This window comes from Algoriphagus terrigena DSM 22685, assembly GCF_000429445.1.
Taxonomy (GTDB): Bacteria; Bacteroidota; Bacteroidia; order Cytophagales; family Cyclobacteriaceae; genus Algoriphagus; species Algoriphagus terrigena.
On record NZ_AUBW01000021.1, the window covers coordinates 1 to 13834 of the forward strand.

The following is a 13834-nucleotide window of genomic DNA, read 5'->3' on the forward strand; positions in this document are numbered from 1 at the left end:
ATGGAGGAGGTCAGTATTATTGCAGGCAATTTGTGGCAATGACCCAAAAGCAATTCCAAAATAGTATGGGGAAAACAGCTTATGAGAATCCTAAAGCAGAGCGATTAAACAGGACAATCAAGAATGATTACCTCTATGGATATCATCCTGCAACATTCAAAGAGCTGGAAATTAAAACAGCCAAAGCAGTTAAAATGTATAACCAGGAGAAACCTCACCAAAGTCTGGGAGGCTTAACTCCTGATCAGTTTGAACGAAATCAAATTCTAACCAAAACCAACTTCAAAACGGTCAACTCTATTTAGGACGGTACAGTGTTGTCTGTTGCACGGTTGTCAAGTTTAAAGTGAAGCGTTTAAAATGGGAAGAGCTCCCGCGCTATTCTTGAGTTGTCACGTTGTCGAATATCTTGGCTCTTGCTTCTTAATTCTTGAGCCTTGCTTCTTAACTTTCGGGTTGTTCGCACCTTCCCTGCAATCCGGCCTCCCGATACGCTGCGCTGCCCGGGACAGGCTCTCGCTAAAATGGTCCAAAGGGATCATTTTTTTACGCTCGGCCCTCCCCTTTGTCTGTGCTTGACATTCCAAAATCGGATTCGGGAATGAAGGGGGAGTTGGCTGCCTGTTCTTAATTCTTGGTTCTTGATACTAGTTACTTGATACTCGATTAGTTCTATACCTGGTACTTGGTACTCTTCTTGGCTCTTGGTTCTAACCTCTTGGCTCTTGATACTAGCTACTTGATACTCTGTCGTTAAGGGTCGGTCCGTTAATGGGTTAAGGGTTAAATCGTTAAGAGTTGCGGGTTGTCGGATACTTGGCAGAGTACAATGGGAGGTAGGCCTGCATTTATTAGATAGATTAAATTCAATTGTGGAAAAATACAAATTGGTGGAAAACTTTACCCCTTAAAAAACAAAAAATACCCAGTACTGGGTATTTTTAAGAAGGGTGAGGGGCGTAATTTTGACCCGGGTGATTAAGCAACTTTTCTCATCATTTTTTCTAGAAGATATCAAAGGGATTTTTTTCAGCACTTTTTTCCCCTTTCATTTTAAAGTACCCGCATAACGTGAGGAGTACTTTTAGGCTTATCAGGAAGGATCCTGATACTTTTCAAACAAAGAGCCCAGCAAATAGGGATCGGCAGTTGTCCGATTATTCTGAAAAGTGTTATCCTTGATTTGGGGTAACACTTTTTTTATCTCATAAAGTCTAGGCCTAGGGGTTTCCCGCAGAGTCTCACAGATCCCTGGCAGGCACACAGATTTTCAGAGATTTGTCGGATGTTGGATGTCGGATGACCGATGCAATGGGCTGTAGCCAGTTTGCACTGGGCGGTGTTTTCGGGTTTTCGGTCTTCGGCGGAAACTGTTGTGATTTCTTTTTGTCAACGGTTCGACACTTCGGCAGGCTCAGCGCAGGCGGCTCACCGACCGCAGTCCATGGTCCATGGTCGACAGCTGATTGGTTGATACATCGGTGTTTATTTGTCCTTTTGGAGAGATTGCTTTCCCGAAACCGGTTCGGGACGCGGTGTCTGCAAAAAAGCCTCCTCGCAATGACGTAACTGTCCGCTGAAGCGGTTGTCGGGTTGTTAAGAGTTAAGGATTATACCTCGACTGGGCTCGGCAACCGGGGTTAGGGTTGTCGGGTATCCGTTGACTTGTTAGGGCTTGTTCTTCCGGTAACAAAAAAGACCTGTCAGGTTTTGAGAAACTGACAGGTCTAAGATGGGATGGTCTTTCAAAGATCGACCAAGGACTTTTAGAGAATACTAGTAGAACCGAACCTCGCATTCAGGATGGGACAATTTGAAGGATTCAACCGCGCGGGTGGTCAGGTTGGTATTGAAGCAGGAAAGTTTCTTCAGGTTGGGCACACTGTCCAATTGCTTCAGAGACCTCAGATTGGTGCTGGCTACATCCAGTTCCTCCAAGGCGATCAGCGTCTCGAGTCCCTTGAGGTTTTTGACGTTTGTGCCGGAGATATTGAGTTTCTTTAGCTCTGACAAATTGCTGAGCGGAGACAAATTCTCTATCCCGGTATTGGAGAGGTCAAGTTCCCGAAGTTGCGAGAGGCCGGAAACCGGAAGAAAGTCGGAAACTGGAACCTGGGAAAGCTTCAGCTTGGTCAGCAGGTTCATACCACTCAGCGGTGCTACTGAAGAGATCGGCGCATCGAACACAGAGAGGCTTCGCAGGTTGTTGAACACAGACAGCGCGGTCAGATCCGGGATACTTACCCGCTCAAAACTCAGTTCTGGTGTAGCGACAAGCGAATGAAGTTCCTCAGCATTGGGACTTTCGCCAAGGGAAAATTTCTCTCTGAACACATCCTTCCAAGCGGGATCAAGTCCCTCCCACCAGGAATTGAGTTCCTCGGTGCGGTACAGGATGTTGATATTGGGACGCTGTATCAATACTTCGGGAACTTCCTCTGCAGGAACCTTGCCGCCATTGACATTGAGGTAGGCCAGTTTAGACAATTCAGTCACGGATTTGATGCTCTCCACCGGGCTGTTTTCCAGGTCTACATATTCCAGAAGCTCATTTTCCTTCAACACGGATAGGTCGGCTACCTGGGTGTTTTTTCCTGTCAGCTTCACCAGTGTCTTGAGTTCGCTCAAGGGCAAGAGGTCTGTCACCGGGTTGTTGGAGAAGTCCAAGGTGGCCAGGTTGACAAAGCGGGTGATCGGCGTGAGATTGTCAATGCTGTCTCCGTCGAGGTTCAGTTCCCGTGCGGTGACCGTCTGTGTGAGCGTTTCTATGCCCGGATCGTCGTTTTTGATAGCGGGGTTGTTCTTTTTGAGCGCTTCTTTCCATTCGGGAGAGAGCCCAGCCCACCAGCTCTCCAGGTCCTTGACATGGTGTATCAAGAGTACTCCGGGTTTCTTGCGGACGAAGTTATCGGCCGCCTGCGGTGTGAGTTTGGTTTCATCGGCAGAGACCTTTTTCAGACTTGGGAGAGATTCCAGGGCGGTGATATCTTCTACTTGTGTCCCGGAGATATCGACAACTTCAAGATTGGTCAACTCCTTTAGAGGACTTAGGTCCTGAAGGTTTGATTCGGAGATATTCAACGTCTTGAGTGAGTCGAGGCCACCCAGCGCTGAAAAGTTGATCATATAATTCCCGCTGAGGTTCAGGCTTTCGAGGTTGCCGAGCTCCTTGATGTTCTCCAGGTTGTTGAATCCTGAGCCTCTGAGGTCAAGTTGGGTGAGATTTTTGAATTCATTGAGGACTGCAAAGCTCATGATGGGGGTATTCTCGGCCTTGAGTGACACGAGGCTCTTGAGATTGAGCAATTGTGAGATGTCTTCAATGCGGGTATTGGAGATATCGAGATGCTTGAGCCGGTCTGAATACTTGATGAACTGGATGTCCGAGGTAGGCGTATTTGTCAGGTTGAGGCTCTCGAGGAAGGTGACGTTGGAGATCGGTCCCAAGTCCGTGATCGCCGTATTGGAGATATCCACGACTTTGAGGTCCCGGAGTTCGGATAGTGCCTGCAATCCGAATATTTCCCTGCGGCCTGAGATGTTGAGAGAATCGATGCCTACAAAGCGGTACAGCCAATCCAGGCTGACAGTATCTTCCGGAGTCAGGGCAAATCTTTCTGTGAAATAGGATTTCCAGGGAGTGTCCAGCCCAGTCCACCAGGCGTTCAGCTCTTCGTCGCGGCTTACTTTGGTCGTATAGACGCTGACGATCTTGAGTTCCTGGGATTTGTCGAGAAGGTTTACCTCGACAAACCGGGGTTTGGTGTTGGTGACCTTTTCTCCGGAGAGGGAGGTCGCGGTGATGGTACGGTCGAGGGAAGCCAGGAAATAGATGTCACCATTTTCCTTTTGGGAGGGTTTTACCTCCCGGATTTTAAATTTGAATTCAACGTTTTTATAGAAAAACTCAATGTCTTTCATGTAGGCGGTGACATCCTTGTTGGTCACGACCTTACGGTCAAGCAAGAGGTCATCTTCGACCTGTACTTTTTCGTCCCTGAAGATCTTGAGGTAGCTTTCGCGGATGATGATGTCTTTGTCTCTTGGGGAGGTTTCGGCGCTGCCCACGGTGTTGAGCAGGTATTCCAAAAACCTCACCTGGTCTTCCACTTTCGCGGAAAAATCCTGTACCTCCTCTTTCGTGTACCCCTTGATGGTCTGGGCGCCAAGCGAAAAAGCGCCGAGAAAAAAGAAGCCCGAAAGCAGAAAATTTTTAATCCTGATCATAGATATGCTTGAGAATTGTCTCTTTGTCACCCGGCCCCAGTCTGACAAGATTAGAAATCAGCCAGCCCGTGTTGAAGCCGGGGCGGTTGAATTGATTGACTTCGAAATACCAGCCCTGGATCTGGAAGAAATGAAACTTCAATCCGGAAACCGTCTCAAATCGAAGGTTGTTTTGCTTCATCTCATACAAGAAGATGGCCAAATAATCCGGCTCGTAGGAATTGGCAGTAAAAGATTCCGGCGAATTGGAGTCCTGAAAAGCTCTTCGGAGGTTCATAAAGCCCAACTCATGGCTCAGGGGATGGAGGAAGTCTTTCTGATCTCCAACCTGCTTGTTGAAGAGCGTCTTGAAGGGCTCGAATATCACCCGGTCGATCACCCATTCGTAGCCGAGTCCTTCGGCCTGGATTTTCATGATGAAGGTGACCTGTTCCCGTTTCCCTTTGAAAGTAAAATAAGTATCCACTTCGGCATACCATCCTTCTCTATGGAAATTAAGGTAGTGGGGATACGCTTCTGACAGGACGGTCTGGATGAACTGATTTTTCAGATCCGGTGAGACAGAAGAAGTCTGGTTGTCAAAAAGGATATCCAAAAAGCCCTTTCTGAGTGGAACATTTCGGTAAAGAGAATCTTCGGGGTAAAAACGGACGGTGCCGTCGATGGACTCTTCCCCGTTGAATCTTCTAAAAAATTGATTGAGTTGCTTCGTCGAAGCGGAGAGTCTGCCGTCATCTTTAATAGTTCCGGGGCTGCCTATGCCTTGCCCCGGAACATTAGAGATGATTGCGGTAAAAAACGCAATAATCAGAAAGATTTTTCTCATGCTGAAGTTTCAGTCACTCTCACGTCGCCCAGCATCACGTCCCAAAACTCGATGGTACGGCCAGCGATTTGGGTCTGCTTTTTCTCAACGTAGATAGTGATGTCTTTTTTGGTGGTGTCTTTGTAGTTCATGCCTGTTTCGATGGATGTTCCTTCGAAGCGCTGATATACCGTGATGACACCTACGTAACGGCCGTCCGGCTGTCTTTCCAAGTCAGAGATATACTGGATGTCATACCAAGTGATATTGACACGGTCGTAGTTGAGAGCCATCAGGCGCTCAAAATATCTTCTTACTTTGTAGTAGGCGACTTCCTGGGTATTGATGGAAGAGACTCCCATCTCAGCACCTGGAGCAAACAGCTCTTCGGCTCTGTCCATAACGCGGTTTGCTTCGGAGAATTGTGTCTCTTTGCTGCCGATGATGGATACGTACTTGGAAAGATCCTTTACTTTTTCGAGGGCAAGGGAGTCAATCGCCTGCTTGCGCGCTGGGCTGATGTTATCCTGAGCCATCACAGCAAGTGATGCGGAAAGAAACAGACCCAAGAAGAGTATTACTTTATTTTTCATTTCAATTCAAATTTTCGAGGTGATGATTATTTTCTTCTCAATTCCAGTTCTGACACCTTACCGTTTGCGTCCATTCTGATATCAGAGATGTAGTTGAGATTTTTCTTGGTGTCTTTGAGGTAGTCCAGGTACTTCTTGATGGTAGTAGGCTCATCGTAATCCTTGATGCCGTTTTCTTCGTGGATCACGATCAAAATCGGAGTTTCCTGATTGGAAAACATCGCAAGGGTTTCCTGAATGGACTGATTTGCAGCATTCGTATCTCCCGCAGCAGCCACTGCATTGAAATAGTTTTCGAGTTTTTCGGCAGCAACTTCCTCAGCGGATCTAGCAGGCGCCTGAGGCGGAGCCTGTTGGATGACCTCTTCTACCGGAGCAGGTGTCGGTGTAGGCTGTACAGCTTTCTTTTTGCTCTTACAAGCACCCATAGCCAACATGGCGAACAGTGCCAGAAACAGGGTTTTTCTCAGTGAAAAAGCGAACAAGGATTGTTTCATCTTTTTAATAAATTAGGTTTTTAATAATGTGAATAGGGGTGCCTAAATAGGGGGCGCGTTATTTGGGTGCAAAGTAAATAAAAACTAGGCACTTTAAAGCAAAGGCTATTCCTAAACGGCAGCGTTATTTTTTTTGTGTGTGAAAATTCCCAAAAAGAAGCAAAAAGAAGAAGATTATCCTGCGGAAGGCGCAGCGAAACCTCCCTCCTGCGCAAATTCTGGCCGCTGCAGACGAATGATTACCGACTTTGCTCTGGAAACAATTTTGGGGAAGCGGCTATTAGAACAATTGCTGCTATTTAGAGGACTCAGGGAAAGTGGGGAAAATATCCCCAGAGTAAGGTTAGCGGGAAGCATTTACCGGATGTTGGATACTTCGACATGCTCAGTACAGGTGTGGGGTGACGGATGCTGGATGTCTGTTGTACTGTTGTCACTACCTTTTGTCAACGGTTCGACAGGCTCACCGAGCGAAGTCCACGGTCCATAGTCTACAGCTGATTTGTTGATACATCGGCATTTTTCCTGAGCAAATCGGATATGGATAAAGTGGAAAAATCGACAAAACAGAATTTTATAAAAAATTCGATAAAGAATTGGGATGAAAACCTATTTTTTTAGGAAAAGTGAGTAAGTATTCTTCTAAATCTCAAAAAATAATCAAAAAATACCCTGTACAGGGTATTTTTTGATTCTATAATTTCGGCGACTTTTGGGATGTGTTAAGTAATAAATCTGGCGCAAGCCATACCAAAAAGGCCTCTGGATTCCGGAGGCCTTTTCTGTTGTCTCCCCCTGAGGGAGAAACGGCTCCACTTAATCGCGCCAGTATTTTAGGTCAATCCCTATCAGTTTAGACTCCGAATTTTTTTTGAAGTGGAACCTTGATGGCGAGGTAGAACGCCGCAACTGCCACCAAGACGCTGAGAGCCAATACGCTGCTGGGCATTGAGTGGGGTTTGATAAACAAGAAGAAATTGACCGCAAACTGAAGCAGCGCAAATGCCAAGGCTATGAGCACATGGTCCTTTTTCATCTGGTTAGCCAAAATCTGATAAAGATGGGTTCGATGCGGGAGCCCAACATTTTCTTTCTTCAACAATCTTCTGACGAGCGTCAAAAAAGCGTCTGCCCCATAGATGACCAAGAACAGGACAATCGTCCATTGTTGTGCAGCGAGAAACCATTGAACCAGAAAATAGATCATCATATAGGCCAGGGAGATACTTCCGATATCGCCGGCAAACATCATTGCATTTTTACGGAAATTGAAGATCAAAAACACAAACACGCCCATAATCAGGCTATAGATCAGCTCATTGTCGAAGATAGGCATATATCTGTTGACGGCGAGGATACTTCCAAAGAAACATAGCGCACAGAGGCCGGCAATACCGTTGATGCCATCCATGAAGTTGACGGCGTTCAGAATACCCAAAGCGGCGAAGTAAAGGAAGGGGAGTGACCATAGCGGGAGCTGCTCGAATACCCCCAGATCGTAAAACGCCATGTTCAATGCCAGGAATTGAATGCCAAATCTCAACTTTCGGGAAATATTGTATATGTCATCCAATAGGCTGATGGCCGAGATCCACACGAGTCCAAGTACCATCCACGTATGGATGAAATCCGCTGCCATCCACCAGAGGATCACCGCAAACGGAAATATTATCCCTCCTCCTCTTACCGTCACCCGGGTATGTGAAGAGCGGTGGTTTGGCCGATCCACAATCCCAAATCTGATTGCCAGCCGATAGTAGATCAGGGCGAGGAGTAAGAGTAATAAGAATACTATTGAGTGGCTCAGGAACATGGAAAGTAATCGATTCAAAATGGCTGACAGCCCTTGATTCCAGAAAAATACAATTCTCTACTAGGCGTCACGGCTAAATTTACCCCTAATTCGGGAACTTTGAGTATGCCAAAATTTTAGGGCTAGATGATAATAAGTTCTAGGAATTCCGAAATCGCGGGTTAGCGCTCTAGAAACTTCGATACATTCTTTGAAAGCCGTTATTTTTCTCAGTGTTTAGCTTTACAAAAAACCCGGCCGTTGTGAATATCTCTGAGGATGGGCATCGGTTGTCGTAAAACTCAACAGTTAACCACTATTTCTTCTAAAAATGTAATGAAATTCCTGGCTTCGGCTGGCATTTCTCCATCAGATCGAACTTCATCCTCTGGATCAAACTGATCGGCAAACCCGGAAGAATTGATGAGAGTATAACCCTTCGATTGTCCAACTCCAGACTTGGATTGTCGATAAAAGCCGTTGTGTTTGGTATTTTTCGCCCAAACGGAGATCTCCTTGTGATTATACGAAAGTACACCGAAAGGATTTGAGGCAAGCATGTAATCTAGCCCGTGATCCACATCGACGTTGGTTTGCCAGTTTTTATTGTATTTGAAGATGATAAACCCCTCTCTGGAGGCTCCATCCAGAAGTTTTTCTCCTTTGCTCGCTAGGACCTCCACCTCGAAAACCATCGGGAGATTGACGGGAAGAGATCTGTCAAGTTTGAATTCCTGTGAATAATAAGAATCTTGATCCCTGTGCCGGTACTCGGAGGCGAAAGCAACACCGACAACCCGATCTGTGATCTTAATTAAATAGGACTGCCCATCGATCTTTAGCCTGTCACCGGCCTGAAGCGCTCTTACGGTATTTTTCTGCGGCGGAATCCCCAGTTTTTCCCAGTTGATTACATTTCTAAGCATGTCGGGAATAGGCTCTGTACTTTGATTGTAGCTTCTGCTCATCAAGAACTTTTCCCCTACCCTCGGTATGGTATGGATGTAATGGGCCGAATCACGGTTTGTTTCAAGGATTGCACCCCCATTGAACCTATTATGGTAGTTTTGAATGAATGTCCTGGGTGGCAGAATAAATGTCATTCCTTCGACATAAACGATATTGCAGCTATTTCCAGCGCCCTGGAAGATGTTTTCTATCTGGTAAAAACTTCCGGAACCCAGTCTCACTTCATTGGCTGAGAAAGAAACATTTTTCTTGAAATACACAGGCGGGTCGATTTGATTAAGATCACAGGATTCCATAATCACACTAAGCCCCCCCCCATTATTCGCCTTGAGTTCCTGCCAAATTATTCCTTTGAAGTTCACATTCTTCTGAACCAGCGTCAAAGGGCGATCCAAACTTCCCGAATACAAGAGTCCAAATTCGAGGTTGGTGGTGCTATTAATAAGTCCGACCGCCCCCGATTGGTTGGCTGAGACGGAGTTAATGAACAACGTTCGATAAAATGGCTGAACCTCATCCACCATTTTTGCTCCGTTTACATCAACATTAATGATCCCAATCTTTGCGTTCCAGTCGCCTAAGTCAAAAATAAACCTGTCCTGTTTGATTCCGTTTTGGGTATGCCATTGGTCGAAATAATCTATTCCGAAGACCAGCTCTGAATTGCCTTTGGAGATAATGAAAAGATCTTTCTTTAACTTTTGTCTTCTATATTCCTTGATATGATATTTCTTCCCAGGTTGAAGGAGAATTATTGAAACATCGGAGGTCTGGGTATGTTGGACTGCTTTTTCCCAATCGTAATCAAACTCCTCCAGCGTGACATACTTCCCTTTCGAGACTGCCTGACTAAGTTCGGGTCCCAAATCTGCAGGCAGTGCTGCGGCAATTGCGGTAGCCACCCGTGAACTCACCGACGCAGGGAGATCCTCAAGTTTTTCCAGTTCGATGTCGAAGGACAGATTGGAAATATTTACCCTGTATTTCATAAGCCGAAACATTAAAAGTGGGAAAACCTATCATTAACCTCGATAGTTGAATGCCAACTACCGATTGGACTTCAAAAAACTAAAATGAACATCCGTGTCTCTCGATATCCAGTCATGCAAAGTACTGAATTCGTACAAGTTAATCAGGAAATTAATTCAATAAAAAAGCCAATCTCCAAAATTAATACTCTCTCCCTCACACCGAAGCTAGCCAACAGACCGAGTGGAGTCGAACCGAAAAAACCTCCAGTAAACCGTAAATTCTGCCTCAGCGGTTTTCATAGGTCAAATAGGAAAAGATCAATCAGTAAACCACAGTCAGAACTGACTCCATCACCTTTGATTCATACAACTTTCCAGTTCTTCCGTTTTCCTAGATGCATCCTCCAATTGCCCCAAGTTAGGACGGCAGAAAGTGCACTGCGTTATTTACCGGTGCTCCGTGTAGCGCGATTTGCCTGCTAGGCAGCCGAACCGGGATGGAAATTCCGAAGACAATCCAAGGATAACATACTTTACAACTTTTTTCTCTTGGGAGAATTCTTTGTGTCAAAATCAAGCCAAGATAAAAAAAGATTAAACGATACCAAGATACAAAGAGCGAAGATTATTACTGTGCCAGCAGGTGTCGTTATACCCATATCAAAGTTTTTTTGATAGTGATAGATTCCGAAAATAGTACCAAATACAAAAAACACTCCTGATCCCAACAAATAAATGGAACCGATATTCAATTCGAATAGGAAGTATTTATAAGAAATCCTCTTTATCAAGATTCTGAAGAGTTTGGGCAAGAATTCGAAAGGAACCAAAGCAACATTCATATTACTGACTTCAGTTTTATAAATAGGTGGCATTCTGATAGACTTGATGTATGCACCATTTAAAAACAGCTCGCCCAATAAACTCGTCTCAAAGAAATAACTATCATGAAGGTTTCTCAGCTTTAATTTACTCAACGTTCTTCTCTTAATGCCAAAGAACCCATTAGTAGGGTCCTGCACATTCCAATAGCCTGTGCAAAACTTCGTAATAAACGACAGCAAAAGATTCCCCATTCTCCTAACCACGGGCATGCGTTTTATTATATCAATGTCGTAGAGTCTATTTCCCTTTACGAAATCAGCTCCATTTTCCATCAATTGCTTCTTCATTCTAGGAATCTGAGTCAGGTCCATTTGATCGTCTGAGTCTACCTTAAAAAAGAACTTGATTTCCTTATTTTCGAGGGCCTTTTGAAAACCGGTTTTCATTGCTCCACCGACGCCCCTGTTCTGAGAATGCTTCAGGACAATCAACTCAAAACGGTATTTCTCTGAGGTTATCTCCGGCAATGGTATCGGGCTACAATCATCCACAATAATCACATAGTGAATCACTTCTGGCACTTTATCCAACACATCTATCAGCAGACTCCCAGACTTGTAGTACGGTATGATGATACAAGACTTGCTATTCATATTTGATAGATTTAGTTAATTTCGAAAGACCTAAGATAGGAATAAGATAAAAAACAGGCATCATATACCTAAAAAGCGGAACTACAATGGAAGAAATAAGGATTGTATACAAGATCAGAATAAGAAAGAAAATATCCAATGATGTCCTACCCGAATTAAAAGAAACACGATAGAACCAAAAAAGCAAAAAAGCAGAAGCGGGAAGGTTAACTAGAAGTATTCCAGTCTCAGATTTTTTATTGATAGTATCTGTTCCATAAAACACTCTGACAATTTTTAAAATTTGAAATTTAATAAGTCCCCACGGATTACTCTGGAGTTGTGCAAGGTAATAGTTAAACACTTGACCAGTCGAAGTGTAGTCGGAATAGTTAATCCAAAACTCATCCATCACCCTCCGCACCTCCGGATCTGTTGTCAGTTCACCTCTATAACCTTTATTATCATAGGCAGTTCCGTCTTTTAGAGACTGAATACTGCCGCTGGATGAAAGTACCAATTGCTTTGAATTATCGTAACAATAAAAGATCCAAGGCAATAGCGTCAAAGTCCAGACTAGACTAGGCATCACCATCCTTGTCAAATGTCCGAAGTTATAGTATATCAAAAATAGAAATAAAAGCAACGTAAAATATAGATAGGTGGGTCTTACTAAAAGTGACAGGGAAAAAAAGAACATTGCCCATGATAGGTGCTTTCCTCTATTCTCAACTAGATATCCAACCATGTAATATAAAAACAATAAAAAAAATATCATGAACAAATGTTCCGAAAGCGGCTTGAAAGAGTAATACAAAATAACAGGATTCAACAAGTAAACAAAAGAAGCTACTGACTTGTATCTGTCCTGAAGAAAATATCCTGAAATTTTATATAAAAGATATGCATTTAAAGAAATGAATCCTAAGTTCAAAACCTTTGCCAACAGGTGTATATCGATTCCAGAGAATTCCGACAGTCTGAGTGTAAGACCGAACACGATAGGGAGAATAGGCGGTACACGACTTGTAAATTGTCCGTCGACAAAAAACCAGCTTCCGCCTTTTGCAATTGAAAATATTTGACCTTGATAATCAGTGTTCAGCCACTCTGTATGAGAGTAAAACACAAGGTGAATGGTTGCATATATCAGAGCAGTCAAAACCATGACAGACTTCACGCTCATCATAAACCTAAAGCCGGAAACAAAATTTTTCATGCTGTCAGAAAAAAAAACATAGTCGTCTTAGTAAAAGAAATGAAAATCAATTTGGCCTGAAGTTTAATATATTGTCAAGCTGAATTTGAAAATTCTCAAGGTTAAAATAATCTCCAAACGCTTTGACGGGACTCTGTTGATACAACTCGTTGTCAATAAGCTCTTTCAGTTTCTCTTTTATCTCCTCTCTGTCCTCCATATTTGCTATACATCTTTTGTCGGAAATTATATTTCGCAACTCACTTTTTTTAGGAGACAAACAAAGTACAGCTTTATTGCTCGAAGCCAAAAAGGGAGCTTTCCCGACTAATATATTGCAATAATAGGGTCCATTCTCCAAGATAATCACGATATCACTCTGATAAATCTGTTCATTGGAAGAGTTGGAAAAATTTATAGTCGTCAAAAACTTAATATTCGGGGCGTCTTTATAAATCTCTACGATTCTAGCTACCTCATTGCCCTTTACTCTTAGAATCAACTCAGTATTCTCAACATAGGTGTCATCGGATGCCAGGATGTCATTATATGCTTTTATCAAGTTTTCAATGTTTCTACCAAACATCAAGGCGCCATGATAAGATATGCTTATACGCTTCTCCTTCTTCCTGACCAGTGAGGAGTCCGTTAAATCAAAGACTGCGGGATCAAATTGATGTGGAAGGGTAAGAAATGGTTTCTTTGATTTATAAAGGTGTTGGAGATCATGTGACATGTAGGATGCCGTTGACGTACAAACCTTTGCTCTTTCAACTATCTTCATCATCTTAGCCAGTCTAAAAAAATCAAGTTTGGTGGGTTCTAGTCGTGACCCAACATACCATGCCACAGGAAAGGGGTCATGAAAGTTAACTATTGCATCTTTGAGTACCGGCAGGTCGAGGGTTGCGAGTATTGTCTCATGGGCTACGCCCGCACTTCTGATGAAGATATGATCGTAATCTTTATACTCGATTCGGGAGATTACTCTTGAATATTGCTTTACTATCCATTTCTCTCCCAATGAAACGCTGAAAATTCTCCAGTATAATTTATTCATCAACTTAATCACCATAGGCAACTTGATATCTACCCGATGCTCGATAATATTGTTGACTGGGAGCAGCTCAAGCTTATCCATGGAATCCTCAGCTTTTATGTAGTGAACATCAATCAAGGATTCGGGATAAGCCTTTCTTAGCTTAGCTAAAAATGATCTGGAAATTATCCCTTGGCTAGTTCCGGAAACTCTTAAGTCTTGTTCAATAATTAGGAATTTCATTCTTGTTAAATTTGTAAAGCAATGGTAAAGATATTTATTAATG

The 13834-nt window shown here is 43.6% G+C and carries 10 protein-coding genes; 1 reads left to right on the forward strand and 9 read right to left on the reverse strand.

Going from position 1 to position 13834, the window contains the following annotated elements; all coding sequences use genetic code 11:
• On the forward strand, positions 1–305 hold a 305-nt coding region (locus G459_RS0118205; protein WP_026967027.1), incomplete at its 5' end, for an integrase core domain-containing protein.
• Positions 306–1776: 1471 nt separating this feature from the next.
• Here the strand turns inward: G459_RS0118205 and G459_RS0118210 are convergent.
• The 9 genes from G459_RS0118210 to G459_RS0118255 all read right to left on the reverse strand — a co-directional run bounded on the left by G459_RS0118210 (position 1777) and on the right by G459_RS0118255 (position 13791).
• Complete coding sequence (locus G459_RS0118210) at positions 1777–4227, reverse strand: leucine-rich repeat domain-containing protein (RefSeq protein WP_026968926.1); 2451 nt, start codon at positions 4225–4227, stop codon at positions 1777–1779.
• Positions 4214–5053 carry a hypothetical protein gene (locus G459_RS0118215; RefSeq protein WP_026968927.1) on the reverse strand — a complete coding sequence of 280 codons (840 nt, stop codon included), beginning with the start codon at positions 5051–5053 and terminating at the stop codon, positions 4214–4216. The genes G459_RS0118210 and G459_RS0118215 overlap by 14 nt, the downstream gene beginning before the upstream one ends.
• On the reverse strand, positions 5050–5625 hold the full coding sequence (locus tag G459_RS0118220; protein WP_026968928.1) for a hypothetical protein: 576 nt from the start codon (positions 5623–5625) through the stop codon (positions 5050–5052). Before G459_RS0118220 ends, G459_RS0118215 begins: the two co-directional genes overlap by 4 nt.
• A gap of 26 nt (positions 5626–5651) precedes the next feature.
• Entirely contained in the window at positions 5652–6122 is a 471-nt protein-coding gene (locus tag G459_RS0118225) for a hypothetical protein (RefSeq protein WP_026968929.1), read from the reverse strand.
• 853 nt (positions 6123–6975) lie between these two features.
• Positions 6976–7935 carry an MraY family glycosyltransferase gene (locus G459_RS0118235; RefSeq protein ID WP_051315297.1) on the reverse strand — a complete coding sequence of 320 codons (960 nt, stop codon included), beginning with the start codon at positions 7933–7935 and terminating at the stop codon, positions 6976–6978.
• Positions 7936–8216: 281 nt separating this feature from the next.
• Positions 8217–9872, reverse strand: a complete 1656-nt coding sequence (locus tag G459_RS0118240) for a hypothetical protein (protein WP_026968931.1) — start codon at positions 9870–9872, stop codon at positions 8217–8219.
• Positions 9873–10387: 515 nt separating this feature from the next.
• A complete protein-coding gene (locus tag G459_RS0118245; protein WP_026968932.1) occupies positions 10388–11332 on the reverse strand; it encodes a glycosyltransferase family 2 protein in 945 nt (314 codons plus the stop codon).
• The gene (locus G459_RS0118250) at positions 11325–12530 is read right to left on the reverse strand and encodes a glycosyltransferase family 39 protein (RefSeq protein WP_026968933.1); all 1206 of its coding nucleotides are present in this window, start codon (positions 12528–12530) and stop codon (positions 11325–11327) included. The genes G459_RS0118245 and G459_RS0118250 overlap by 8 nt, the downstream gene beginning before the upstream one ends.
• A 46-nt stretch (positions 12531–12576) precedes the next feature.
• Positions 12577–13791, reverse strand: a complete 1215-nt coding sequence (locus G459_RS0118255) for a glycosyltransferase family protein (protein ID WP_026968934.1) — start codon at positions 13789–13791, stop codon at positions 12577–12579.
• Between the last annotated feature and the right edge of the window lie 43 nt (positions 13792–13834).

Bases quoted from the DNA above. Each gene is read 5' to 3' on its own strand.
- G459_RS0118210 (WP_026968926.1), bottom strand. From the start codon at position 4,227: ATGATCAGGATTAAAAATTTTCTGCTTTCGGGCTTCTTTTTTCTCGGC.
- G459_RS0118215 (WP_026968927.1), bottom strand. From the start codon at position 5,053: ATGAGAAAAATCTTTCTGATTATTGCGTTTTTTACCGCAATCATCTCT.
- G459_RS0118220 (WP_026968928.1), bottom strand. From the start codon at position 5,625: ATGAAAAATAAAGTAATACTCTTCTTGGGTCTGTTTCTTTCCGCATCA.
- G459_RS0118225 (WP_026968929.1), bottom strand. From the start codon at position 6,122: ATGAAACAATCCTTGTTCGCTTTTTCACTGAGAAAAACCCTGTTTCTG.
- G459_RS0118235 (WP_051315297.1), bottom strand. From the start codon at position 7,935: ATGTTCCTGAGCCACTCAATAGTATTCTTATTACTCTTACTCCTCGCC.
- G459_RS0118240 (WP_026968931.1), bottom strand. From the start codon at position 9,872: ATGAAATACAGGGTAAATATTTCCAATCTGTCCTTCGACATCGAACTG.
- G459_RS0118245 (WP_026968932.1), bottom strand. From the start codon at position 11,332: ATGAATAGCAAGTCTTGTATCATCATACCGTACTACAAGTCTGGGAGT.
- G459_RS0118250 (WP_026968933.1), bottom strand. From the start codon at position 12,530: ATGAAAAATTTTGTTTCCGGCTTTAGGTTTATGATGAGCGTGAAGTCT.
- G459_RS0118255 (WP_026968934.1), bottom strand. From the start codon at position 13,791: ATGAAATTCCTAATTATTGAACAAGACTTAAGAGTTTCCGGAACTAGC.